This window comes from Rubripirellula lacrimiformis, from assembly GCF_007741535.1.
Lineage (GTDB): Bacteria > Planctomycetota > Planctomycetia > Pirellulales > Pirellulaceae > Rubripirellula > Rubripirellula lacrimiformis.
The window spans coordinates 4,974,966-4,999,951 of sequence record NZ_CP036525.1 but is presented as its reverse complement, the minus strand read 5'-3'; the positions used below and the strand labels follow the sequence as shown (position 1 = coordinate 4,999,951).

General features: G+C 56.9%; 18 protein-coding genes. 6 read left to right on the top strand and 12 right to left on the bottom strand.

All coding sequences use genetic code 11. The features are described from left to right. Positions 1–150: 150 nt before the first annotated feature. From K227x_RS17680 to K227x_RS17665, 4 genes are all read right to left on the bottom strand, one after another. A complete protein-coding gene (locus tag K227x_RS17680; RefSeq protein ID WP_145171541.1) occupies positions 151–2,151 on the bottom strand; it encodes a TolC family protein in 2,001 nt (666 codons plus the stop codon). Between the two features lie 194 nt (positions 2,152–2,345). Then, complete coding sequence (locus tag K227x_RS17675; RefSeq protein WP_218933329.1) at positions 2,346–3,080, bottom strand: ABC transporter ATP-binding protein; 735 nt, start codon at positions 3,078–3,080, stop codon at positions 2,346–2,348. Further along, positions 3,081–4,322, bottom strand: a complete 1,242-nt coding sequence (locus tag K227x_RS17670; protein ID WP_145171539.1) for an ABC transporter permease — start codon at positions 4,320–4,322, stop codon at positions 3,081–3,083. A gap of 6 nt (positions 4,323–4,328) precedes the next feature. Beyond that, a complete protein-coding gene (locus K227x_RS17665; RefSeq protein WP_145171537.1) occupies positions 4,329–5,612 on the bottom strand; it encodes an efflux RND transporter periplasmic adaptor subunit in 1,284 nt (427 codons plus the stop codon). 215 nt (positions 5,613–5,827) lie between these two features. Between K227x_RS17665 and K227x_RS17660 the strand changes: the two genes are divergently transcribed. The 3 genes from K227x_RS17660 (at position 5,828) to K227x_RS17650 (ending at position 9,298) form a co-directional block, all read left to right on the top strand. Then, on the top strand, positions 5,828–6,529 hold the full coding sequence (locus K227x_RS17660) for a response regulator transcription factor (protein ID WP_145171535.1): 702 nt from the start codon (positions 5,828–5,830) through the stop codon (positions 6,527–6,529). Further along, a complete protein-coding gene (locus K227x_RS17655; protein ID WP_145171533.1) occupies positions 6,526–7,821 on the top strand; it encodes an ATP-binding protein in 1,296 nt (431 codons plus the stop codon). Before K227x_RS17660 ends, K227x_RS17655 begins: the two co-directional genes overlap by 4 nt. Before the next feature lie 109 nt (positions 7,822–7,930). Next, positions 7,931–9,298, top strand: a complete 1,368-nt coding sequence (locus K227x_RS17650) for a Gfo/Idh/MocA family protein (RefSeq protein WP_145171530.1) — start codon at positions 7,931–7,933, stop codon at positions 9,296–9,298. Positions 9,299–9,559: 261 nt separating this feature from the next. On the opposite strand, the gene K227x_RS17645 is transcribed toward K227x_RS17650, so the two are convergent. Then, complete coding sequence (locus tag K227x_RS17645) at positions 9,560–11,146, bottom strand: sulfatase family protein (protein WP_246145887.1); 1,587 nt, start codon at positions 11,144–11,146, stop codon at positions 9,560–9,562. Positions 11,147–11,424: 278 nt separating this feature from the next. Here K227x_RS17645 and K227x_RS17640 point away from each other — a divergent pair, with 278 nt between their 5' ends. Continuing rightward, the gene (locus K227x_RS17640) at positions 11,425–13,014 is read left to right on the top strand and encodes a sulfatase (RefSeq protein ID WP_145171528.1); all 1,590 of its coding nucleotides are present in this window, start codon (positions 11,425–11,427) and stop codon (positions 13,012–13,014) included. A 1,120-nt stretch (positions 13,015–14,134) separates the two neighbouring features. On the opposite strand, the gene K227x_RS17635 is transcribed toward K227x_RS17640, so the two are convergent. From K227x_RS17635 to K227x_RS17625, 3 genes are read right to left on the bottom strand one after another with little or no spacing between them, the layout of a single operon-like run. Next, positions 14,135–15,076 (bottom strand): endonuclease/exonuclease/phosphatase family protein, encoded by a 942-nt coding sequence (locus tag K227x_RS17635; RefSeq protein ID WP_246145886.1) that lies wholly within the window; start codon positions 15,074–15,076, stop codon positions 14,135–14,137. Continuing rightward, positions 15,073–15,369, bottom strand: coding sequence for a hypothetical protein (locus tag K227x_RS17630; RefSeq protein WP_145171526.1), 297 nt, complete (start codon positions 15,367–15,369; stop codon positions 15,073–15,075). The genes K227x_RS17635 and K227x_RS17630 overlap by 4 nt, the downstream gene beginning before the upstream one ends. A gap of 28 nt (positions 15,370–15,397) precedes the next feature. Beyond that, the gene (locus tag K227x_RS17625; RefSeq protein ID WP_246145885.1) at positions 15,398–16,576 is read right to left on the bottom strand and encodes a S9 family peptidase; all 1,179 of its coding nucleotides are present in this window, start codon (positions 16,574–16,576) and stop codon (positions 15,398–15,400) included. Between the two features lie 167 nt (positions 16,577–16,743). Here K227x_RS17625 and K227x_RS17620 point away from each other — a divergent pair, with 167 nt between their 5' ends. Then, positions 16,744–19,563, top strand: coding sequence for a right-handed parallel beta-helix repeat-containing protein (locus tag K227x_RS17620; RefSeq protein ID WP_145171522.1), 2,820 nt, complete (start codon positions 16,744–16,746; stop codon positions 19,561–19,563). 104 nt (positions 19,564–19,667) lie between these two features. On the opposite strand, the gene K227x_RS17615 is transcribed toward K227x_RS17620, so the two are convergent. Then, on the bottom strand, positions 19,668–21,197 hold the full coding sequence (locus K227x_RS17615) for an arylsulfatase (RefSeq protein ID WP_145178037.1): 1,530 nt from the start codon (positions 21,195–21,197) through the stop codon (positions 19,668–19,670). A gap of 253 nt (positions 21,198–21,450) precedes the next feature. Between K227x_RS17615 and K227x_RS17610 the strand changes: the two genes are divergently transcribed. Then, entirely contained in the window at positions 21,451–21,762 is a 312-nt protein-coding gene (locus K227x_RS17610) for a cupin domain-containing protein (RefSeq protein ID WP_145171520.1), read from the top strand. A 211-nt stretch (positions 21,763–21,973) separates the two neighbouring features. On the opposite strand, the gene dsrP is transcribed toward K227x_RS17610, so the two are convergent. The 3 genes from dsrP to K227x_RS17595 all read right to left on the bottom strand — a co-directional run bounded on the left by dsrP (position 21,974) and on the right by K227x_RS17595 (position 24,979). After that, positions 21,974–23,212 (bottom strand): sulfate reduction electron transfer complex DsrMKJOP subunit DsrP, encoded by a 1,239-nt coding sequence (dsrP, locus tag K227x_RS17605; RefSeq protein WP_145171518.1) that lies wholly within the window; start codon positions 23,210–23,212, stop codon positions 21,974–21,976. An 80-nt stretch (positions 23,213–23,292) separates the two neighbouring features. Continuing rightward, the gene (locus K227x_RS17600) at positions 23,293–24,252 is read right to left on the bottom strand and encodes a 4Fe-4S dicluster domain-containing protein (RefSeq protein WP_145171516.1); all 960 of its coding nucleotides are present in this window, start codon (positions 24,250–24,252) and stop codon (positions 23,293–23,295) included. Next, a complete protein-coding gene (locus K227x_RS17595; protein WP_145171514.1) occupies positions 24,239–24,979 on the bottom strand; it encodes a cytochrome c3 family protein in 741 nt (246 codons plus the stop codon). The genes K227x_RS17600 and K227x_RS17595 overlap by 14 nt, the downstream gene beginning before the upstream one ends. Positions 24,980–24,986: the final 7 nt, after the last annotated feature.

The following is a 24,986-nucleotide window of genomic DNA, read 5'->3' as shown; positions in this document are numbered from 1 at the left end:
AGGGCGACGGCGGCGATTTCGATCGATTCGCCGCCCACCACCGCGATCCAGGTGGCGTCTGGATCGGCATTCTACCCTGCCGGCATGGGGGAAGCATCGCTTTGGACAGTCCACGTCTACGAATAACGATGCCGCCGGTTTAGGAATCGGTTATCGACGCAGCCTGGATTTCAAAAAGTCAGAAAAGGTTCGCATCGCATTCTTCTTTTCAAGCATCTTGTCGATCTCTTCATCGGTCATCTCTCCATCCTGGTTTGCATCGATCTTTTGGAACTCGACGTCGGTGTCCATGTCAACTTCCACGGGCGATGACTGATCCGATTCGGACGCTGACTTTCGGTTGACGGGATCTTCCAGGTCAAAGAAATCTTCGGATGGTTGGGAACCGCCTTTATAGCGATCAACGTTCGCCGATGGTCTTTGGCTGCGCGGATAGCATTCCTCGCTTCCTAGTCGGCCGATTGGTCCAATCGAACGGAACCGTTCTTCGAAAAAGACGATGTTGTGCTCTTGCAGAATCGTACCGGTCTGCAGTTCTAGTCTGGCCAGTTCCGTGTTGTACTGAGACAACGACTGGGCTTCGGCGCTGACGCTATTGCCCCAATCGACGATCGCTTGCAGGACGACGATAAACTGAACAATGCCTTCGTCATACTGTGCTAGTTGTTGTTCTAGGTTTTTACGAGCGGCGACGCGGACGGCTTGGAACCGTTCGTATTGAGCATAGAACTGTTCCAGATTGCGGAGACTTAGCGCCAATAGATGCTGCATGTTGTGCAGTCCCTGGTCCAAGTTCGCGCGATCACGTTGAATGATCAGTCGGCGTTGACGCAGGGAAGCCCGCTCGGCACGCAATCCCAACGGTATTGAAAAGTTGATGCCGAGTGACCAATCTTCGAAGTCTCCCGAGCCACTGCGAACTCGGTTGCCCGCCGGTGCGATCCCTTCGAGCCCGTTCCAGCGGTACAGCGCGACGCCGTTTAGCTGAGGCCGGGCTTGATTGTCCGCAAGCAAGAAACGTTGTTGGTCGGCTTCTAGGATAAGCTTCAGTTCGATGATGTCGGGGCGTTCACGCTGCGCAAGTTCATTGATCGACGCCCAATCAACGGCGATCAAGTCCTCGGTCATCGGCGTGACCGGCACCGTTCGCTGCGCTTCGTAGGGAGGGAGACCCAGGATGTTCAGCAGAGCGGCCTGTCGTTGCAGCACGTTGGCTTGCGACGCCAATAGGCTTGCGCGAAAGTTTTCGAGCGCCAGTTGGGTTTGAGCCAAGTCGCCGGAACTTGCGTCGCCCGCGGCGACGCGAGCGATCGTGCGGTTGTTAGCAAACGTGGCTTGTTCGACTTGCTGGTTTCTTGCCCACAGGTCGGTTTTCGCAAACACAAGCGACCAGTACGCTTCGATCACGCCTTGGACGGACTGCTGAACGGCAGCCTTGTATTGGAAGTAGGATCGTTCGGTTTCGATCCTCGCCAGCACGATCGGGACTTGATTGGCTGCCTTGCCGGCGCCGGCTAAGATCGGTTGCGTATAACTTAGGTCGGTCGCGGTACGGTCCGCGGGATTCAGGGGCAGGAATCCAGGCGTGATGCGGCTGCGGTTGCTATTGACGCCTAGGTTCGTGGTGCCGCCCAGCAGGTTGCGTTTGGACAACCCAAAGTCCAGTCCGTAACCTTCGTTTTGTGTCCCGTTGATGATCGCATTGGTCGGGTCCAGCGGGTCGAAAGCGGCGGTCGGGGTTTCGGTTTGATTCCACGAATTGTTCAGCTGCAGGTTCGGATCGAACGCGGCTCGCTGTTGGTCGATTGTCGTGTTGATGATGGCGGTGTCGTAGATCGTGCGTCCGCTGGTCGATGCGGTGACGCCGCCCAGGACTCGCACGACTTCGCTGTTGGCCAAGGCAATGTTGATCGCATCGTTCAATGTCAGATGTCGAACGGGAGCGTCGAATTGGGGATCGTTGACGGTTGCCGGACGCCGGGTCAAGGGAACCGCCACTTGACACATTTGTCCGGGACTTCGAACGTCCAGACATCGCTGCTCGGGTAGAATCGGTTGGCACGGTTCTTCGGCACGGGATATCAGTGGCGCTGCAAAGACCAGCGTGATCAAGCAGTAGCGAAGAACGTTTCTATCTGATGACGTATCCATAGCTTTAGGATTCGGACGGTCAGTCCGGATTCACCAGATGATGGACATCTGCCGTTACGACCAGAACGGAGGCTGAGTGCAATGGATACAAAAGGTAGGAATACGCAGCCTGAACCGATTATCCGCAAGCCGATCGTCGTGAAATTCGCCAGAGTTCCCTCTTCACTAACCAAAGGGATTTCTGGCGAATTCCACTACGGGCCGAGCTCGGGATCGAATTCCAGAGCGGCTTTGGCGATCGAGAAATCTTCGGTGTCTTCGACAACTTCGCCGTCGCGCAGGACGATCGTTCGTTTGGCATTCCGGGCGACGTTCTGGTCGTGAGTGACCAAGATGACGGTGATCTTCTGTTCGTTGTTGAGTTCACGGAACAGCTCGATCACTTCGCGGCTGGTCTTCGAATCGAGGTTGCCGGTTGGTTCGTCCCCCATCAGGATCGACGGTCGATTCACAAGAGCTCGGGCGATCGCGACGCGTTGCTGTTGGCCGCCCGATAGTTGACTCGGATGGTGATGGTACCGATCGGCTAGTCCCACCTTGCCCAGCATCTCCATCGCGCGGTCGCGACGTTCGCGGGCAGGAATCTTCGCTCCGTACAGCAACGGAAGTTCGACGTTTTCGAGCGCCGACGTGCGGTTCAACAGATTGAAACTTTGGAACACAAACCCCAGTTGTTTGTTGCGGATTTTTGCCCTTTGGTCGCGGTTCATCGTGACCACTTCTTGGCCGTCTAGCAGGTAGCTGCCGTGGGTCGGACGATCCAGACAGCCAAGCGTGTTCATCAGCGTGGACTTGCCGCTGCCCGATGCACCGATCAACGCGATGTATTCGCCAAGTTCGACGTTCCGCGTGACAGTACGAAGGGCGTGTACCTGCACTTCGCCAAGATCGTAGACGCGGCGAACGTCTTTCAGTTCGATCAACGCCATCTACTCGTACCTCAGCGCGTCGATTGGGTCCAGCTTGCTTGCTCGCCGGGCTGGGTAATAGCCAAAGAACACACCCACCGCGGCCGCGAAACCCATCGCGACGAAGGCCGCCGGAATGGAAACCACCATCGGCCACTCGGTGCCCGGCTTGTAGGCGTTGATCAGGACAGTGGCCGCCATCGATGTCGCTGTCCCCAGTGCCAGACCGATCGCACCGCCAATGCAGGACAGGACGACCGATTCGATCAAAAACTGTCGCAAGATATCCTTGCCCCGTGCACCGATCGCCATCCGAATCCCGATTTCTCGAGTCCGTTCGGTGACCGAAACTAGCATGATATTCATAATGCCTACGCCGCCGACCAACAGCGAGATACCGGCGATTGCCGATAACATCAACGTCAACGTGCCGGTGATGATCCCTAAGGTGGCAGCAATTTCGGTCGTGTCTTGAACGCTGAAGTCCGCCTCGTCTTGGGGGCCAACCTGATGGCGTTCGTACATCAGCGATTCAATTTGTTTGGTTGCGATCCCCATCTGGTCGGTGCTGCGGGCCGAAACCATGATGGCGTGCACCGTGTCTTGCGGCGATCCGTTGATCCGTTTTCGGACTGTTGTATGCGGCATCAGGACGATGTCATCCTGGTCATCGCCAACCATGTTTGCACCCTTCTTGGCCAAAATTCCGATCACTCGAAACGGCACATTGTTGATTCGAATGGTTTCATCCAGCGGATTGACGGTGCGAAACAGCTTTGGAATCAACGTCTGTCCGATCACACATACCTTGGCATTGGAATGGATGTCGCCGTCGGAAAAGAAACCACCCGCGTCGAGATCCCAGTTGCGGACGATCAGATAGTCGGATCCAACGCCCTGCATCTCTTTGGGGTTCCAGTTCTCGTTGCCGTAAATGATCTGGCCTGACGTGCCAACGATCGGTGATGACGCCAAGACCGCCGGGCATTCGGTGCCGATGGAATCCGAGTCTTCGGCCGTCAATGTCGGAGCGCCCGATTGGCGAACACCGCCGCGACGGGTTTGTCCGGGCAGCACCAAGACCACGTTGGTCCCCAACGCTTCGAACTCGCCGCTGACCAACTGGCTAGCACCCTGTCCGATCGACACGATGGTTGTCACGGCCGCGATCCCGATCACGACACCGATGATGGTCAAAACCGCTCGCATCTTGTTCTTTAGCAACGCACGCAGTGCGATACGAACCGTATCCAGAAACGACATTCCGCGTCAGCCCTTTCGTCCGGTGACCAACTTGGCACCGACTTCGAGATCCCCGTCGACCATTTCGGTAAACCGATTCTCTGTCAGCCCGGTGGTCACTTCGACTGCCTTCAACAGATCGCCATCGATCATCCAAAGGTGACGGTGATTTTTCTTTCGCTGGGACTCTGCTTTTTCGGTGGCCGTTTGGTTTGCGTTCTCTTGTTCTTCGGCTTCGGACTTGGGCTTTGATTTCCAATTCGATCCGTCGATCAGGTGTTGATCCTGTTTCCGCACCAACTTCACGTCCTCGGGGAAAAAACGCAGCGCCGCATTGGGGATCTTCGGCACGTTTTCGGTCGAATCGACTTCGAACGATATGCTGGCGGTCATCCCGGGTAACAGTTTCAGTTCCGAATTGCTGGCAGCGATGACCACTGGATAAGTGACAACGTTGGACGTCGAAACGCTGCTGACGCGGATCTGTTCGATCGTCCCATCAAAGACTTCGTCGGGATGTGCATCGACGGTAAAGGTGACTTTTCGATCGGCCTTTTTGGCGACTTGAATCAGACCGATGTCGGCTTCGTCGACGGACGCAAATACGTGAACCTTTTCTCGCAGATCCGGCGCGATAATGAACAGTTCGGGTGTTTGGAACTGAGCCGCCAGCGTCTGTCCGGGGTTGATCTTTCGGTCGATCACCACGCCGTCGACCGGCGCCGTTACCTCGCAGTAGTTCAGGTTGGCACGGGATGTTTCGAGCGATGCGGTGGCTTGCAGGATCGATGCTTTGGAAAGTTTACGCTGCGCCTGCAGCGACTTGACCTCGAACGTCAACGCATCCATTTCGCGGTCGGACATGAAATCTTTGTTCGTCGCCCGCAGCCGTTTCCCTCGCATGTAGTTGTTCAGCGATTGTTGCAGCTGTGCTTCGACGCGTTCCAGATCCGCTTCGCGTGTCGCCAAGGTGGCTTCGTCGCGGTCGACGTTTGCTTTGAAAAGACGGGGGTCGACGCGGGCCAGGATGTCACCCTTTTGCACTTCGTCGTTGAAGTCGACATTCAATTCGACGATCGGGCCCGAGACAAATGACCCGATCGACACCGAAAGAACCGGTTGGATCGTGCCGGTAGAGTTGACGTAGCGTGTGATGTCGCCAGTTTCAAGCTCTGCGGTTTCCCAGGTGACCTTATTTCGTTCGGCCAAATACTTCATCACCGGTCGGTAGGCAGCCGCGCCCGCCGCACCAATGATGACCAGAATGATCAGGAACCTAACGATGACTTTCGTCCGATTGCGGGGCGTCACCCTGACCTAGATCGCCTGAAACAGTCGTCTCGGCATCGTCGGGTGAATGGATCGATACCCACAATATAGCTAGACGCCATCCAATTTACTGTAGCAGTGGTGTATCAGAGCGTATTGTATCGGCCTGTAGTCCCACCCGTTTTGGCGGTTCTTTTCGATACAATCGTGGAATCTCTCGTGTCGCCCCATCGCAGAATCCAAGTATCCAGGTCCTGATGAGTTCCGTGAAGCATCGAATTTTGCTGGTCGAAGACGACGTACCGCTGGCGTCGATGGTGCAAGAGTTCTTAGTCGAACATCGGTTCGAAGTTGCCATCGAACGAGACGGCAACACAGCGATTGAGCGAATCCAGCGGGATTCCTTTGACGCCGTCGTGCTGGACATTGGACTGCCGGGGACCGACGGGTTTAGCGTCTGCCGCAGCGTTCGGCCCAAGTACAGCGGTCCCATCATTGTCCTGACCGCTCGCGGCGAAGAGATCGACGAGGTGATTGCCCTGGAAGTCGGCGCCGACGATTTCATGTCCAAACCGGTCCGCCCCCGTGCATTGCTGGCACGATTGAAACTGCATCTGCGGCGTGGTGACAAGCCAGAGAATCCGGTCAGTGAGAAAGCCATCTTGGTCGATGATTTGCGGATCGATGTCGCTAGTCGGTGTGTCGCGATCGCGGGCCAGGATATCGAACTAACAACGGCAGAATTCGATCTGTTGGTCTACCTTGCCAAACGTGCTGGAACGGTGGTCGATCGCAAAGAGATCTATGTGGATCTGCTTGAATTGCCATACGACGGCATGGACCGATCGATCGATCTTCGTGTGTCTCGGTTGCGGCGCAAATTGAATGACGATTCGGGTCAACCGACGCGAATCAAATCCATTCGCGGCGTGGGATATCTGATGGCAAAGTCAACATGACTCGGTTGTTCTTTCGATTCTATCTGGGCGTCATCCTGATTCTTGTGGTCGCTTGGGTCATCCAGGCGTATGTGTTCCAGGGGACGACTGAAGCGGCCAACATGGGCGTGGTGGAAGAGGCGTTGGCCGGCGGCGCGTTGCTGGCCCGCGACCAGCTGTCCGCTGGCGGACCAGACAATATGCAATCCACGCTCGCAGAGATCCAGACTCGGTTTGCGTATCCGGTCAATATCGTCAAACGCGCCGATCGGCAAATGTCAGCGGCGACGGCGCTGCGGATCCAGGATGGTCAGGCTGTTTTGTTTCGTGGCAGAGTCAACGCGGCAATCCCCGATACGGACTTGCTTGTCGAACTCGGCCCACTGCCAAAGTTTGTCGGTCCCTCGCAACGAGACATTCTGCTGGGGCTAGGCAGTGTTTTTCTGTTGGTAGCGGTTTCGATCGCGATTCTGATGCGGCCGATCGCCAACCAATTAAGGACGGTAGAACACGCCGCGCTGGCGATCGCGAAAGGCGATCTGTCGGTACGCATCAGCGAAGACAAACAGGATCGCGGTTTGCCGATCGTGGCTGCGTTCAACAACATGGCCGATCGCGTTGAACGCCTGCTGCAATCTCAGAAGGAACTGCTGCAGGCCGTTTCACACGATCTTCGCACACCGCTGGCTAGGATCAAGTTCGCCACGGAACTTGTGCGATCGGCCGAAGACGAACCGAAACGTCAGGAACGGCTGGATGCCATCGATGACGCGACGGATCATCTGGATTTGCTGGTCGGGGAATTGTTGGATTACACAAGGCAGGACGAGGGCAACGAAAGCAGCAAGCTAGAAAATGTTTGTATCAACGACTTGGTTTCCGAATCGATAGCGGCCCACTCGCCGCTGCATTCTGCGATTTCGTTTCGGGGACTCGATGCGGCGCCGCTGATCCAAATCGTGACCTACCGTGCAGGGCTGTCGCGGGCGATCGGAAATCTGATCAGCAATGCGGGAAAATATTCCAAGTCGCAAGTGCTGGTTGACGCAAGTGCCGACGATCGGTTGCTTCGCATCACCGTGGACGATGATGGCAGTGGGATTGCCCAATGTGATCGAGAGTTGATTTTCGAACCTTTTCGACGCCTGGGCGGGGATTCGCAGTACGGGAAATCGCCTGCCGGGATGGGGTTGGGGCTAGCCTTGGTGCGTCGCATCTGCCGCCGGATGCAGGGCGAGGTGACGGTCAGCGAAAGTCCGCTGGGCGGCGCACGGTTCGAGATCCGGGTTCCATTCGACGAGCCACGATCGTAATCGCTTTGCCGCTGTAGTTTCCGGATGCATCGACGAGATGCAATCGGTGTCGGTTTGCGTTTACAATGGCAATCCCTCCGATCCCTTCCCGCCTTTTTGGAATTCGATAATGCCTTTCCCACCGTCCTCACAGTCCGCCGCGAAGATCAGTCGTCGTCGGTTCGTGGCGGGCACCGGTTGCCTTGCTGCGGCTTCGTTCGTGTCGCCACAAATCGCCCGCGCGGCCGCCAATGACCGCATGAAAGTTGCGTTCATCGGTGTGGGCGGCCGAGGTGGATCGAACCTTCGGTCGATCACCGCCACAGGTCTGGTCGATGTGTTTGCGGTTTGTGATGTCGACACTCGGTTTGCCGAAGGCGCTGCCCAAGCGCATGCGGGGGCCCTCGTGTTCCAAGATTTCCGCAAAATGTACGACGCGATCGGCGATCAAGTCGATGCGGTCGTGGTCAGCACGACCGAGCACACGCACGCATACGCCACGATGCCAGCCCTGCAACTTGGCAAACATGTCTATTGCGAAAAGCCGCTCGCGTACAATGTTTACGAAACCCGGCGAATCACCGAAGCGGCCAAGGAAGCTGGTGTCGTGACTCAGATGGGAACCCAGATCCATGCCACCGACAACTATCACCGCGTGGTTGAACTGATTCAATCGGGAGCGATCGGTGACGTGCGGGAAGCCCACGTGTGGGTATCACGTGCGTGGGGATTGCAAAGCGAGGCGGAAGCCGAGGCGAACAAAGACCGTTTGTTTGTCGATGCACGCCCGACCGACGTGATGACGCCACCGGAACACATGAATTGGGACCTGTGGTTGGGACCGGCGCCGGAGCGTCCTTTCCACCGCGTCTATTTCCCCGGGCCCAATTGGTACCGATGGTGGGATTTTGCCAACGGGACCATGTCGGACCTGGGCAGCCACTGGAACGATCTGCCCTATTGGGCATTGGAACTGGATGCACCGCAGACGGTCGAGTCGTTTGGGATTCCACCGCATCCCGAGATCGCACCAGCGTCCATGAAATCGGTCTACCAATACGGCGCACGCGGTGGAAAGCCACCGGTGGAATTGGCTTGGTATCAGGGATCGTACAAGCCCGATGTGTGGACGCAAGGTGAAATTCCTCAATGGGACAGCGGGGTTCTGTTCGTTGGCGACAAAGGCATGCTGTTGTCGGACTACAACAAACACCTGCTGCTGCCAGAGGATCAATTCGTCGATTTCCAACGTCCCGAACCATTCGTCCCAGATTCCCCAGGGCATCACCAGGAATGGGTATCCGCCTGCCTTGGCGAAGGCCAGACCGGCAGCCCGTTCTCCTACGCCGGACCGTTGACCGAGGCGAATCACCTAGGGAACGTCGCCTATCGAGTCGGCCAAAAAATCCACTGGGACGCTGCCAATATGAAGTGCACCGGTTGCCCCGAAGCCGACCCCCTGATCCGTCGCGAGCCTCGTGCAGGATGGTCTTTGTAAGCACATCCGAATCCGCACTCGTCGGACCTCAACGAACGGATCGCAAGTTCGACCCAGGCGACCGCTGGTAGTACCAGCTTCAGTGAGTTTTCAGCTTACGGTAGTCTCGGAGAGGCGAAAGCGTCGTACCGGTGGCCGCTGGCCACCGGATTTGGCATCCCGCAAAGATGTTCTCGGTGCGGCCGAAAACATCAAGATTGCGTCCGTCATCGCAAACCGTGGGGCAAGCCCCACGGCATCTATCTGCCGCCGCTCCGCGGCTCATTTGGACGCTCTCTTCAGCGGCTTCGGGACGCTTCGTCCATCAGCGATGGACTTCTGCAGAAGCGCATTCATTTCTGCTGCGATCTTTGGATGCTTGTCAGCCAAGTTCTGTGTTTCGCCGGGATCGGTGTCCAGGTTGTACAACTGCCCAGGTGCATCCGGAGCCGTATCAGGCAAAAAGTACTCCTTCAACATCGCGTGCGTCTCGTAGTTGTTTCCGCCCGATCCTTTGTGAGCCAGATATTTCCACGGGCCACGGCGGATGGCCAAATACTTGCGTCCGCCGAATCCCTGTTGAAGGATGTAGTCGTGAAGCGGTTGGTCGCGGTCAGCACCCAGCATGGTGGGCAGCAGACTGAGGCTGTCTTCGGCCGCATCGTCTGGCAAATCAACATCGACAACTTCGGCCACGGTGGCCATCACGTCGGTCAGCGATGTCACTTCCTCGGAAACCGTGTTGGCCTGGATTTGTCCGGGCCAGCGAGCGATGAAGGGGACCCGATGGCCGCCTTCCCAGTTGTCTCGCTTGACTCCCCGCCAAGGGCGGGCACCGTCATGCCCATGGTCGTGACGCATGTGGAAAATGGTGGGCACTTCCGGGCCATTGTCGCTGGTGAAAATCACCAGCGTGTTGTCGGCAATGTTCAGTGATTCTAACGTCTTCATCAGCTCCCCAACGACATGGTCAAGCTCGAAGATGAAATCGCCGTGAGGACCGGAGTCCGTTTTCCCTTTGAATGATTCGCCGGGGAAGGATGGAAGGTGCGCCGCCTGAGTGGAATGCAGCAGAAAGAAAGGCTGGTCGGGCGACTTCGCGACATGATCCTTTAGAAACTGCTGACTCTTTTCTAGGAACACCATGTCGACGTTCTCTAGGTCGAAGTCCGGTGCCACCATGCCACGGCGGTTGTCGTTGGAATAGGGATGCTGCGGTAAGGTTGATTTGTCTAGCTGTTTCGTAGGCGGTTGAGGAATTCGATTTCCGTCGATGTACGCGTACAACCAGTCCGTGGTTGGGCAACATGCGGTTCCAAAGAATTGGTCGAACCCACAGTCGAGGGGGCCGCCATCAATCGCTCGGGTGTAATCGATCCGGCGAACCGAATCGAGGTCTCCTTTGTGAATCGGACTCCCGTCTTCATCGTAAAATGTCAAACCGATGTGCCATTTGCCAAAGCATGCAGTGGCATAGCCGACCTGCTGCAACATTTCAGGAAGCGTCAGTCGATCGGCAGTGATCAGGGATGGGCCGCCTGCGCCTGAAAACACTCGCCCGCCATTGGGGACACGAAACGCCATCTGGCCAGTCATCAAACTGTATCGCGTTGGCGTGCAGACGGTACACGGGCTGTGGGCGTCGCTAAATCGCATCCCCTGTGCTGCCAATCGATTCAGATTGGGCGTCGGGATTCGCGACTGTGGGTTGTAACACTGCAGATCGCCATACCCCAAGTCATCCGCCAAAATGACCACGACGTTCGGACGATCTTGGCCGGTCGGTGGTGCCGCCAAGCCAGCTGAACACGCAACGGCTGCGACAATGAAAAACAGGCCGCAGATGCGGGAATGGCGAGCGATCATCATTGATGATGGAGTCCTTTGGAAGGGCGTTCGCCCCGGGCCGGCATGGAACCTGCCGATTTCGGGCAACCAAACGCGAACGAATCTTGCAACGATCCGATTCTAACCGGTCGACTACACTAGCGAGATTCCTGTGAACTGATATTTCCAGCCTAGGGCGGTGGGGTCTAGGCCCGATGGCATCGGGGCCGTTCCCCATCACCGTCTAGCGGCATCGTTCTCGATCATCATTTTAGGGCGTCAGATCACGGCCCCTTTTCAATTCCTACGTTGGATTCGCCATGACCTTGCGTGTAGTCGTATCAAGCATCCTGATTCTGGCGTCGTCTGCGTTTCATGTTGCCATGGCACAAGAGGAAACGACCGGGAATCAGACTGCTGCAAAGCCAAATGTGCTGTTTATCTCGATCGACGATTTGAACGATTGGGAATCTGGCATGGGGGGCAACGCCCAGGCGAAGACCCCCAATATGGACAAGCTGTTTCGGCAGGGGATGCTGTTTCGAAATGCCCATTGTTCGCAAGCGGTGTGCACGGCGTCGCGCAACTCGGTACTGAGCGGTCTGCATCCGAGTACATCGGGTTGGTACAGTTCGACGAGCACCATGCGGAAGACGTACGATCAGGTGATGGGCGACCACAAAATGTTGCCGCAGCATTTTCGCGATAGCGGCTACAAAACGTTGGCCGCAGGGAAGGTCTTTCATCAGGGCGTGTCGGACTATAAAGAGCGCACGCCAGACTTCTGGGACACGACCGCCCCAGGCTATAAGGTGCCGAAGAAGTTATTGGCACGTGGGGAGGGGTACGGTGGAAAAATGTTTTACCCGTTCCCCAGAGACGGCAGTCAGATCATCGATCGATACGGAAAAAAGTTCGCCGACGGAAACTCGCTGTGCTACGGTTCGCTTCAGCGCGAGGACATCCCCGGCGGAAAAATGTTTGACGAGAACATCGCGGACTGGGCCGTTGATCAGCTGAACCAAGATCACGACAAGCCGTTCTTTTTGGCCGTCGGATTCGTGCGACCGCATGTCCCGTACACGGCACCGAAGGAGTACTTTGACCTTTACGATCTGGACCAGATCAAGATCCCAGAGGTCCCTGCGGACGAGATGGCTGACATCCCGATGATGGGAAAAGCGATTGCTCACGGCCGAATCCGAACCGGCGATCACTACGCCGTCGTCCATCTAAGCGACAGCTATTGGCGTGAAATGGTTTACGGTTATCTGGCTTGCGTGTCTTTTGTGGACGCTCAGGCCGGCAAAGTTCTGGATGCCTTGGCCGACAGCAAGTACGCCGACAATACCGTTGTCGTCCTGTGGTCGGATCACGGTCAACACCTTGGCGAAAAGAATCACTGGCGGAAACAAGCTCTGTGGGAAGAATCCACCCGAGTTCCATTATTCATCAAAGCCCCCGGCGTTTCTGCTTCGGACGGCGCCTGCGACCAGGTGGTCAGTTTGCTTGATCTGTATCCGACACTGGTCGATCTTTGTGGCCTGCCAGCAGCACCCAAGCTGGATGGAAAGAGTCTGGTTCCGTTGATGTTGAATCCGACGGTTGATCGCGGGCATCCGGTTCTAAGTAGTTGGTACTACGGAAACTACGCTGTTCGAAGCGACGATTGGCGTTACATCCGGTATCGGGATGATACCGAAGAACTTTACGACCATCGGACCGATCCCGGCGAACATACGAATCTGGCGGCGGACCCAAAGTATGCGTCGGTTGTCGAAGATCACAAAAAATGGATCCCAAAATCCGGTGCGTTGCCCGCCGGTACCGACCATTGGAAAGGTGATTCGTTGGACAAGCGAATCCAAGAGTGGGAAGATAACGATTCGCTTCCCGATTGGCTTCGATAATGCTTCGTCCCGATGGAGTCGCCCGTTAGCCGGTGTGCAGCAACACGCGCCAAAACGACAACGGCGACGCACCGCGGGTGCGAATCGTTTCACCGCGTGGGCATCGCCCCGCGCGTCCATGTGCAGCAACGCGCGGCCCGCTGGGCACGCGGTTAAACGACAATGACAGCGCATCACCGGTGCCAATCGTTTCACCGCGTGGGCATCGCCCCGTGCGTCCATATGCAGCAACGCGCGGCCCGTTGGGCACGCGGTTAGACGACAATGACAGCGCATCACGCATGCGAATTGTTTAACCGCGTGGGCATCGCCCCGCGCGTCCACCCACCAGTACGCGCGGCCCGATGGGCACGCGGTCAAACGACCGTGTGAACTGGACCGCATATCGAGGCGCATCGTTTCACCGCGTGGGCATCGCCCCGCGCGTCCATGTGTAGCAACGCGCGGCCCGTTGGGCACGCGGCTAAACGACAATGACAGCGCATCACGGGTGCCAATCGTTTCACCGCGTGGGCATCGCCCCGCGCGTCCATGTGCAGCAACGCGCGGCCCGCTGGGCACGCGGTTAAACGACAATGACAGCGCACCGCGGGTGCGAATCGTTTAACCGCGTGGGCATCGCCCCGCGCGTCCATATGCAGCAACGCGCGGCCCGCTGGGCACGCGGTTAAACGACAGCGGCATCGCCTCGCGCGCCCGTATGTAGCAACGCGCGGCCCGGTGGGCACGCGGTTAAACGACAGCAGCGACGCCCCGCGGGTGCGAATCGTTTCACCGCGTGGGCGACGCCCCGCGCGTCCATGTGCAGCAACGCGCGGCCCGTTGGGCACGCGGTTAAACGACGACGGCAACGCCCCGCGCGTCCATGTGCAGCAACGCGCGGTCCGCTGGGCACGCGGCTAAACGACGACGGCGACGCACCGTGCGTCCATGTGCGACAACGCGCGGCCCGTTGGGCACGCGGTTAAACGACAGCGGCATCGCCCCGTGCGTCCATATGTAGCAACGCGCGGCCCGCTGGGCTCGCGGTTAAACGACAATGACATCGCACCGTGCGTCCATGCGACACCACGCGGCTATACGGCAGCCTGACGCGGAATCGTTCCGGTGGTTGCTTTGATCACGGGTTGGTGGCGGGCGACAGTTCCAGTGTGGCCAGGATCGGGCGGTGATCCGATGCAACGGCCTCGGAAAGCACGGTCACATCAACGACCTTCCAGCGGTCCTGTGCTGAAACCAGGACAAAGTCGATCTGTCTGGTCGGATCTGTCACAGGAATCGTCGGCAACGGTTTCGGATTGGTTCGCGTCCATCGTTTTTCCAACGTGTTCAAGGTGGCGCTGTCGATCACGTCGTTCATGTCACCGGCCAGAATCGCAGGCTGGTTTTTGTACTTCGTCGCTAGTTCGTTGATCATTTGGGCGGATGCAACCCGCTCGTGATCAGCGCGTCGGTGGTCGAGGTGGGTCGCAAACATGACCAGCGTTTGAGGAATGGACGGCATTTGGATTTCGGCCACCAACACGCCACGTTGCTCGCCATTTTCCAAATTGGGAAGCAAATGGTTTCGCTGTTCCATGATCGGATGTCGGGACAGAATCGCATTGCCGTAGTGGCCGCCCTGCAGCGGAATGTTCGCACCAAACACAACTTCCATTTTGCACAAGCGTGCCAATTCTGCCGGCTGGTCAACCGATTGGGATCGAGTAGCGTTTCGATCAACTTCTTGCAGAGCCACGATGTCGGGGGCGACGGACTGGATGACCTTCGCGATACGTTGCAAATCCAACTTCGAATCCACACCTTCGGCGTGATGAATGTTGTAGCACAGTACTTTTATTTGGACCGGTTCATCAGCGTGGACCGGATCGTCGAAAGTTAGCCAGGCAATCGAAGCGGCTACCAGGATCAATGCAGTGGGGAGGTATCGCATGTTGTGTCGTCTGTTTGCGGAAGGTTGAATGGAGCTTTGATTGTCTGCAAGTGTTGGGCAATGGAGTCCATCGCCGGTATCGTCGGTCATGTTGTGGTCGGCCAATTGGAATCGGGTACGAAGGTTCATTCGTCTTCGCCCAAGATGCCGCCATGTTGATCGAAAAGCGATTGGACGTACGGAGCCAGCTGAGTCACAAGAATCGCGTCATTGCCGGTTAGCCGCAGATCCTTGTCGATGTCGCCCTTTTGACGCGCCATCACCAGTGCCGCCACTACATGTTGGATGTCCACCGGCAGTCCGGTAGGAGCTTCCAGAGCGAGAGCCAGATCAAACAGAGGCTGGTGCAGGGGCGGATCAATCGTCGCTTGTCCTGCAGGACTTAATGTCAGTCCTGGAATGATCGTTTGCACTGTGTCCATGCTGTTTTTGCAATGTTTCCGCAGAGGTCTAGTTTGGGGTGGGTTTCAAGACATGTTCAAAGAACGAATAGATCGTTTCGTTGGATTCATCGTTGGGAGAATGGTCTGGGCGATTGGTCATGCCAACGCGGTCTTGGTACCCCAGAACTCGATTGACTTCGATGCTGTGGTTCAGCGGTTCCCAGCGTTTGGGCGGATCCTCGGATCCACCGGACACCAAGAACGGCCGTGGTGCCATCAACGCATGCAGTTCATGCAAATCGTGGCCTTCCGCGGTCAACCGGGGGTAGAGCCCGCGTGCAGGATTCGAATCGGTGATCAAGCCGCGTTTTCGCCACGGTTTAGGATGGTACCCCAGGTACCACGGTTCCCAATAGTTGACGCTTTCTCGAGATTCGTCGAACACGATTCCAGGATCTGACCACGCCGCACATGCGAACTTGTCGAACAGACAGGATCCAAACATTGCCCACTTGCCACCAAACGAGTGTCCCACGATCCCAATACGGTTCGAATCGACTTCCGGTCGGTCGGCCAATACGTACCAAGCGTTGGCGGCCGCATAGGCCAACATCGAAAGCGGAGCCACGTTGGCGTCTTCGATGCTGGGATAGTAAAGCGAATAAGTTTTCGTCGCCGATGCTTCGCTTGTCCCGATCGACAAGGTGACGAAACCGCGTTTGGCAAGTTGAATAGCAAAGTCACGGTTCGGTTTTCCCTGGCCGATCGCCGTCTCGGGTTCGTAGAAGACCGTCAGCACCGCGGGGCGTGGATGATCACCGTCGGGAATCAGCAGATAGCCCGTCGTATGCTGGTCGGGTGTCCATGCAAAACGGATGCGATGTTGGGTCAAACCATCGCGCCGCTGGGTGTCCAGAATCTCGACCTGTGGTTTTGTGATCAGAGGGGGCCATTTCCCCAGCAGCGTTTCCCACTGCGATGCGATCTCGGCGCGCCGGCGTTTCCAGTCCGCGGGTGTCTTGACCTGCGTGCCGTCTGCGAACCGAAGCGGTGATGGGTAGTCACCGAACTTGCCCGCCCACTGTGGTGGTGGCGAAAAATTGGGCTGGATCTTTTGCCACAGCGCAGATTGCGGTGCGTCGGCAGGTGCAAGGTTCGACGTTTCCAGGTCTTGCGCAAACGCCTGCGGCAAAACGATCAAGGTGATTGCCAGAGGCAAAGTGCGATTCAAAAAGGAAAGGTTCATTGGATCGGTTGGGGCCGTCGGTGACTGGTCACTCGGATGATGGAACGCGTTTCTAAAAGTCACCCCCATGTTACCATGTTGGATGCCATCGCTAGCGGTCCGTCGTCGCTGCGGCGCAGCCGTTCATCCCACCCATCGAATCATCCCACCCATCGAATCATCCCACCATGGCTCAGCGTACGCAAATTGCAACCACACTTGTCGCAACCAGACTGGCGATCGCTTGCTTGCTTGGACATGCATGTCTGACGGGTTCGTGTTTAGCCGCCCCCTTTCCGGCCGGCCCAGCTTTCACCGACGCCATTCCCACCAACGCCGTTCCCACCGACGCCGATACCGCCAACCAAAGGGCAACCATCGACTACCACGTCGCGACGGACGGATCCGACGATCATCCGGGAACGGTGCAACAACCGTTCGCGTCGGTTCATCGCGCCCAAGTTGCCGCGCGTGCTGCCCGCGTTTCGAATCCAGACCAAGCGATCACGGTTCATATCCATCCAGGCCGGTACAGACTTCGTCGTCCGTTGACGTTCCAACCGGCGGATTCAGGAGCGTCGCGTGATCTGCCTGTTCTTTATCGCGGGGTTCCGGGTGGCGAGGTCGTGCTATCCGGTGGGCGTGACGTCACCGACTGGGAAAAGGTCGTCGAGGATCCTGGGCTGTGGAAGACCCGACTTCCCCATGCGGACCCAGGCGGTCGGCAAGTCGACGGCGACGCGCAAGATTGGCAGATCGAACAACTTTGGGTCAACGGTCGGCGTGCGGTACGCGCTAGAGATCCCGATGAGGGACAGTTTTATGTTTTGTTAGGGTCGAGCGAATCGCCACAGCCGGATGAAAAATGGGTCTTCCGACATACCTATGCAACAAGCGACGGGGACCTGAGGGCATTGGATGGTGTCGACCCCGAATCGCTGAAACACGCTGAATTGTTTGTGTTCCACAAATGGGAAACGACGCGCGAACCGATTGTGACCGCGGACCCCCAACGCAACCTGTTCACCACTCGCGGCGAAATCATGAAGCCGCACAATCCGATGACGCGTGATTGTTTGTACTACTTTGAAAACCTACGCGCGGCTCTCGATTCCCAAGGCGAGTGGTTTTTGGATCACGACGGTTGGTTGTACTATCGGCCCCGAGACGATGAGGACATGACAAGCGCCGAAGTCGTTGCGGCGACGATTCCACGGTTGATCGACATTCAAGGCGACATCCGGGATTCGGTCACTCGAGTCAAACACCTTCACTTCGAAGGGTTGAAACTTCGGCACACTTCCTTTCGGACTCCCGACCGAGGCATCCGATCCAATCAAGCGGCGATGAACATCGACTCGACCGCCGTCCAGGTGGATGCCGCCGAAGACATTCAGTTTGTGGACGTTGCTGTCGAACATGTCGGTGGAACCGGTTTTTGGTTCCGCAAAGCGTGCCGAGATTGCCGAGTCGAACGAAGCCGAGTGTTTGACATAGGCGTATCGGCGGTACGAATCGGCGAGACCGGTTTGGTTCCCGACGATGTACGTACCGGCGGGATCACGATTGACAATTGCATCCTTCACAGCGGTGGTCGCGTCGCCCCGCACGCCGTCGGCGTTTGGATCGGCCATAGCGGTGACAATCAGATCACCCACTGTGACGTCGCCGATTTTTTCTACACCGCGGTGTCGGTGGGATGGCGATGGGGCTATGCCGAAAGCGGTGCCAAGCGAAACCGGATCCAGTACAACCATCTGCATCACGTGGGGTACCGGATCCTGAGCGACATGGGCGGCGTCTATACGCTAGGTCCGTCCGAAGGCACCATCGTTAGCCACAATGTGATCCACGATATCTATGCGACCCGCTACGGCGGGTGGGGGCTTTATCCGGACGAGGGCAGTTCGCACATTCGGTTCGAAAACAATCTGGTTTACAACGTTCGCGACGGAGGGTTTCACCAGCACTACGGACGCGAGAACATCGCTTGCAACAATATTTTTGCCTTCAGCGAAGAAGGGCAGATCGCAGTGACCCGTGCCGAGCCTCATCGTTCGTTCACGTTCAAGCGCAATCTGGTGTACTGGGACCGAGGCCATCTGCTGGGATACTCGGGATGGACGCAGGGATCCAAGGTGCGGATGCGAAACAATCTGTACTGGCGTGTCGGTGGCCAGCCGTTCGATTTTGCGGGCAAAACTTGGCAGCAATGGCAGGCCGATGGAAATGACGAAGGTTCCATCATCGCGGATCCGATGTTCGTTGATCCGCTGAATCACGACTTTCGATTGGCACCCGATTCGCCCGCCAAAAGAATTGGTTTTGTCCCCTTCGATATCGGTTTGGCGGGCGTGCAGGGATCTGCGGATTGGCAGGACTTGGCAAAATCCACCTCCTTTCGTGAACCATTTCTCGTGCCACCATCGCCACGCTTCCAGTTCGACAACGATTTCGAAGACGATCACCCGGTGTCGATGCTGGGGATGTCGACCAAGAGTCTGGAGGGGAAAGACAACCTGATCCGTATGTCGGACAACCCGGATGGCCCCGGACGATGTCTGCAGGTTCAAGACGATCCCAACATGAAGGCAGCTTACAACCCGCACTTCTACTGGGATCCCAAGTACACCACAGGCCGTTCGCACATGTCGTTTCGGATCCGGTTAGACCCGACATCCAATGTGGCGTGCCAATGGCGTGATCGTTCCGCCCCGTATCGAACCGGACCTAGCCTGCAGTTCAGCGGTCAAGCGGTGCATAGCCGAGGACGTAAACTGTTGGACCTTCCCGCCGATACGTGGCTCGACGTCACCATGGAAGCGATCCAGGGACGGCCCGACAGTCAGTGGCGTGTCACGTTCGGTTTGCCCAACGGACAATCTCAAGAGGTGTCCGGTCTGACCTGTGACCCGGGTTGGACAGACACCCGGTGGGTTGGATTCATATCGTCGGCAACCGACGATTCCTCGTTCTATCTGGACGATGTTTCGATGCGAAACCAGTGATCGGTGACCCGCGTTGCACGCTGCAGTGGTCGGCAACGGAACGATTGGCATCCCGGCGATCGATCGCATCGCAATCCAAGCTGCGTCGTCGTATCGGTTCAGCGCTAGTTGAGATCGGGGCGGTCGGAATCGATTTCACGAACCAGGATCTCTTTCAACGATGCAACTTTTTCCGGAAGCTGATCGGCCAAGTTGTGCCTTTCCTCGTTGTCGGTTTCGATGTTGTAAAGCTGGAACTGGTCTTTGGCGCGATTGATTTCGACTAGTTTGAATCCGTCACCAGCGATCACGGCGCTCGACCCCATGCGATGGTTGTGATTGTTGACGATCACATAGTCATGGGTTTGGGTCTGAGGCTGTCCCAACAGTGTTGGCAAGTACGAGATGCCGTCTTTGCCGGGCGGCGAGGGCACGTTTCCGATGTCCGCCAAAGTCGCCATGAAATCGTAATGCGAACTCAGAAGGTCCGTGACAGATCCGGCCGAGATCTTTCCAGGCCAACGGACGATCATCGGACATTGCATCCCACCCTGATACCCGGATCGCTTCAAGCCGGCCCGACCGCCTGCCCCATCAAAAATGTCACCGCATTCGGATGTTCGCCACTTTTTGTCGTCCAAATTGGCACTCTGCCCGTTAGCAAGTTTTTGGGCGTGATAGGCCGGCTTGGGACCGTAATACAGTTCGTGCCCATTGTCCGAACAGAACACGACGATCGTCTTCTCGTCGATCGATTGTTTCTTCAATTCGTTCATGATCAACCCCACATGGTCGTCCAGCATCTTGACCATCGATGCGTACTTCTTTTCGGCAAGACTCATGGTCGGATGATTGGCAAAGTCCGCGTGCAGTTCAGGAATCGCAACGGGTCCGTGCGGCAGTTGCGTGGGGTGATACAGAAAGAATGGCTGGTCCTTGTTTTCGCGAATGAACTTCAGAATGCCTTGCAAAAATACGTTTTGCGAATAGGTTTCGCCACCATAGCCAACCGGCTCGTCACCCTTCTCGCTGGTTTTGCCACAGTCCGCCAAGTGGTTGCCTGGCAATTCGAACCGCTGGCCATTGCGCCATAGATAGGGCGGATAAAATCCATGGCAGCGGGCGTGGTCATAGTAGCCTTCGTGGAAATCCCACCCAAAACGTTTGACCCGTTCATGCCAAGTTAAAAAGCCTCGGTCCAATTTGCCAAACTGTGCGGTTCGGTAACCGGCCGACTGCGCGACCTGTCCTAGGAACACTTCGTCGGACGCGATGGGGTGGGCTTTGGATTTCAGAGTCGCCAATCGACGCTGATATTCCTGTTCGGATATTTTGCCCGAATCCCGCTGGATCGGCAGTCCCGCCGAAGTGTGGTTCCAGCCGCCCTTGCGTCCGTCGTGCATTCCCGACAACAACGTCCATCGTGCGGGGGCACAGAAGACTGCACCATAGTAGTTGTCGAACCGCATGCCATCGGCGGCCAATTGATCGATGTTCGGAGTCGACACGACTTGTTGGCCATAGCACCCCAGCATCCCAGGGCCCAGGTCGTCGGCAAAAATCAAGATCACATTCGGTGGATTGCTCGCTTGAGTGGATGCGGAGAACGCAAAACTAGCGAGGCAGAAAACGAGGCGGATGATTCGTGACTTCATCATGAAAGTGTCTTCGTCGGTGGATCGATAGGTGTCGTGCCAACCCCGGGGCGGACGGCCCGAATCGGATAGCAGCCCGGTGCCAGCAGTCATCCGAGGCTGCTTCATCGTAGTTTCTGGCGATCACCTTGGTGACCCCGCATCCTTGGCGAACGGATCACTGCTTGGCTTCCTAATCTGCACGTGCGGGTGTAGGATGGCAAGCGTCGCTTAACGATTTTTCGAAAACCATACCTACGAACGGAAACCAGAGATGGACCAACTACCTGGAAAGCTGATTGACCTGAACGATGTTGGCAGCGGCGACGATCCCAAGCCAAAGCTACTGATCAAGACCGGGCCGATGAACGTCATGCGACTGGTCCTGTCGGCCGGCAAGTCGATTGCCGAGCACAAAGCGGCCAAAGAGATCACCGTGCAGTGCGTCGCGGGGGCCGTTGAATTCACGACGATGGGCGAAACCCTACGGATGACTCCGGGGACGATGCTGTTCCTGCCACCGGGCGAATTGCACAGCCTGATGGCGACCGAGGATTCGGTCGTGTTGGTCACCAAAGCGAACTGATCGCCGAAAGCGTCACGCTGTTGCGAAAATCACATCCCGTTTAGCAACCAGCGATCAATCCGTGTCGTTTCTTTCTTCCCCCTCGCTCTACTCTCTCCCCCCGCAAACCGCTGCGCGGCGGGGGCGAGATGACTTGCATCGCGACACTGATTGATCGATCGCTCGTTGTTTAGTGCTCGTTGTTTAGTGCTCGTTGTTTAGTGCTCGTTGTTTAGTGCTCGGCGGGATGTTTCAGCGTCGGCAATGCGGTCTTGATGGCGATGGTGAACACCATCAATCCAAAGGCCCAGATGCCGACGGTGACTTTCCATTCCAGTTGGCTAGGCACGTATTCGACGATCTCGTGCAGCGTGCTTGGTACGAAGCCGGGAATGATCAGGCCCATGCCCTTTTCGATCCAGGCGCCGACAAACGCCATGCAGCAAGCCGCCACCAATAATGGACGCCAGCGGAAACGCAGTGTTCCCGGCCACAGGAATAGCAGCGCCGCGGTGACGTTCAGCCCGATCGCTGTCCACGTCCATGGCACCAACGCGGTCTTGCCGTGCAAGCCAAAGAACAGATACTTCGCCGCGCTAACATGCGAACCACCGGTATAGAACTCGGTGAACAGTTCCGATGCGACCATCAACAGGTTGATCAGGATCGTCACACGGATGATCTTAGTCAACGTCGCAATCGGTCCATCCAATCCGCCGATTCCAGTCAGTTTTTTGATCAAGATCAGCGAAACGATGATGAAGGCGGGGCCCGAGACGAAAGCGGACGCTAGAAATCGTGGTGCCAGCAGTGCGGTGTTCCAGAACGGTCGCCCGCCCAGTCCACAGTACAGGAACGCGGTGACCGTGTGGATCGAAATCGCCCACACGATCGACAGCATCACGACGGGGATGTACCAAGTTGGGTTGGGTTTGCGACCGAGATAACGCATGTAAAGCAAGTAACCGCAGACGTGCAGATTCAACAGCAGATATACATTCAGGACGATCACGTCCCAGGTCAGCATGGAGATCGGGAAGTTGAACTTTCCAATGACCGGAATCATGTGCCAGAACCGGTCGGGGCGACCCAGGTCTGCGACGACGAACATCAGACACATGACAATGGCGGCGATGGCAAGCAATTCGCCAATGATCACGACGTCGTGCATTTTGCGGTCGTGATACAGGTACGCCGGGATCACCATCATCACGCCACCGGCCGCCAACCCGACCATGAAAGTAAAGTTGGCGATGTACAGACCCCAACTGACTTGGTCCGTCATGTTGGTGCCGATCATGCCGCCGGCGACCTGGTTGGCCCACGCATTGGCACCGACCAAGAACAATGCGGTCAGCATCGTCATCCAGGCATAGAATGCAAAGGAACCTTCGGTGGCCAACCACAACGAACGACCGATGAATTTCGGATAGCTCGTGGTGTGTGACTCTTTCGCGGGAATGCTGCTCATGGTTCCTGGTGGGGTAGTCTGCCAGAAGGGTCGCCGTCGTGGGCTGGCAAGCCAATCGCTTGATCCACGTCAACGAAGGCTCAATCGAAGTAATAAAAGAAGGCAGGTTTGGTGCCCAGTTCTTCTTTTAAGATATAGACGCGTTTGTTTTCCAGGATCCATCGAATGTTCGATTCCGGATCAAGGATGTTGCCGAACACGCGTGCTCCCGTCGGGCATGCTTCCAAGCAGGCTGGCAGTTTTCCGCGCCGTGTGCGGTGCAAACAATAGGTGCACTTTTCGACCACGCCGACCGGACGGACTCGATTGCTGAGGTAGCTTTGGTCGGGATTGATTTCTTTGGCTGGTACTTCCGGCTTTTTCCAGTTGAACCGGCGTGCGTGGTAGGGGCATGCCGCTTCGCAGTACCGGCAACCGATGCACCAGTTGTAATCGACCACCACGATGCCGTCCTCTTCTTTCCACGTCGCCTTGACTGGGCAAACGTCGACGCACGGCGGTTCGTCGCATTGTTGGCACTGCACGGGCAGGTAGAACTTGTCGTCCTTGGGGACAGTGCCGGAGTACGTTGTCGATCCCTTTTCCATATCCATCGTGCCCTTGGGCATTTCCAGGACGCGGATATAGGATTGGTTTGTATCGCGGTCGTGATTGTTTTCTTTGTGACAGGCTTCGACGCACTTTCCGTTGCCGTTACAAACACTAAGGTTGATCGCGTAGACGAATTTGGTTCCGGGGATGGGCCGATCATCCGCGATCGTCACGTCCGCGCCGTACTTCTCTTTGGTTTCGGCTTCCAGTCGGGCGATCACGTCACCCTTCTGGTCCGGTGACAGTTCGGTGTAATGGGTCTGCATGAACTCAGCGGCCGACGAGTTTTCGGCGGCTTGTCGCAGCGGCGAGATCGCGGCGACAAAGGCTCCCGCACCCAATGTTGCGAACGCACCTTTGACGGCAGCGCGGCGCGTGAAGTTTTCAATGACCGGCAGCGATCGATCCGTGCTGGGCTGCTTGGGCGATCCGTTTTCAGTGGCTGTCATGGACGTCCGCTCCTTGGTGGTCGTGATCGGAATCCGCCGGTGCATTGAAACGATCTTTCGGTTTGAAACCGACGATCATTTTGGGATAGTTGGGGGCGTGCGGATCGTGGCAGTCGATGCAATTGTTTTTTGTCTGCGGTCCACGCGTTAGATCCCAGTGACCGTTCATTCCGCCGTGTGCACCATGCGCGAATGCGGTCGCTTGCGGGCCGTGGCACTGCGAACACAAGGTCATCACGTCCTGGTATTCAAGCGAAGTTCCATCGGCCATCCGCAGCGAATCGGACCCGTCTGGATTGTGGCATGCATAACAGGTGATCGTGCCATGCTTGAACGTCATGCCGCGATGGAATTCATCCAGCGTCGCGGCCGAAACGTTTTCGATGTTTGGTTTGCGGTTGGCATGGCATGTCGAGCAAGCCACCGTTGCCGATCGACCTTGGGGGTCCATGCCAGCCAATTCGATCCGCGGTGGCCCGCTGGGCTTGCGAATCGTGACCGGAAACTTCACGGCCGACACTTCTAGATCGCCGGACGATTCCGATTCATCTGCATGCGATGTCTTCTGGTCCGCCACGTGACGTGAATCGTCCGCCGCCGGATCATCCAAGTTGGCATGGTGGGTGTAGGCGGTGTCCTGCATCGCCATTTGGTTGAACGCGACAAAGAACATCGCGACCGCCAAACACGCCACGCCGGCAAAGAGCAAGTTAGCGATTCGCGGCATGAATTTC

Coding starts and splice junctions, on each gene's coding strand:
- K227x_RS17670 (WP_145171539.1), bottom strand. CDS start 4,322: ATGTCGTTTCTGGATACGGTTCGTATCGCACTGCGTGCGTTGCTAAAG.
- K227x_RS17635 (WP_246145886.1), bottom strand. CDS start 15,076: ATGAACCTTCGTACCCGATTCCAATTGGCCGACCACAACATGACCGAC.
- K227x_RS17655 (WP_145171533.1), top strand. CDS start 6,526: ATGACTCGGTTGTTCTTTCGATTCTATCTGGGCGTCATCCTGATTCTT.
- K227x_RS17625 (WP_246145885.1), bottom strand. CDS start 16,576: ATGAACCTTTCCTTTTTGAATCGCACTTTGCCTCTGGCAATCACCTTG.
- K227x_RS17615 (WP_145178037.1), bottom strand. CDS start 21,197: ATGAAGTCACGAATCATCCGCCTCGTTTTCTGCCTCGCTAGTTTTGCG.
- K227x_RS17600 (WP_145171516.1), bottom strand. CDS start 24,252: ATGACAGCCACTGAAAACGGATCGCCCAAGCAGCCCAGCACGGATCGA.
- K227x_RS17620 (WP_145171522.1), top strand. CDS start 16,744: ATGGCTCAGCGTACGCAAATTGCAACCACACTTGTCGCAACCAGACTG.
- K227x_RS17595 (WP_145171514.1), bottom strand. CDS start 24,979: ATGCCGCGAATCGCTAACTTGCTCTTTGCCGGCGTGGCGTGTTTGGCG.
- K227x_RS17610 (WP_145171520.1), top strand. CDS start 21,451: ATGGACCAACTACCTGGAAAGCTGATTGACCTGAACGATGTTGGCAGC.
- K227x_RS17675 (WP_218933329.1), bottom strand. CDS start 3,080: ATGGCGTTGATCGAACTGAAAGACGTTCGCCGCGTCTACGATCTTGGC.
- K227x_RS17645 (WP_246145887.1), bottom strand. CDS start 11,146: ATGATGATCGCTCGCCATTCCCGCATCTGCGGCCTGTTTTTCATTGTC.
- K227x_RS17660 (WP_145171535.1), top strand. CDS start 5,828: ATGAGTTCCGTGAAGCATCGAATTTTGCTGGTCGAAGACGACGTACCG.
- K227x_RS17680 (WP_145171541.1), bottom strand. CDS start 2,151: ATGGATACGTCATCAGATAGAAACGTTCTTCGCTACTGCTTGATCACG.
- K227x_RS17630 (WP_145171526.1), bottom strand. CDS start 15,369: ATGGACACAGTGCAAACGATCATTCCAGGACTGACATTAAGTCCTGCA.
- K227x_RS17650 (WP_145171530.1), top strand. CDS start 7,931: ATGCCTTTCCCACCGTCCTCACAGTCCGCCGCGAAGATCAGTCGTCGT.
- K227x_RS17640 (WP_145171528.1), top strand. CDS start 11,425: ATGACCTTGCGTGTAGTCGTATCAAGCATCCTGATTCTGGCGTCGTCT.
- dsrP (WP_145171518.1), bottom strand. CDS start 23,212: ATGAGCAGCATTCCCGCGAAAGAGTCACACACCACGAGCTATCCGAAA.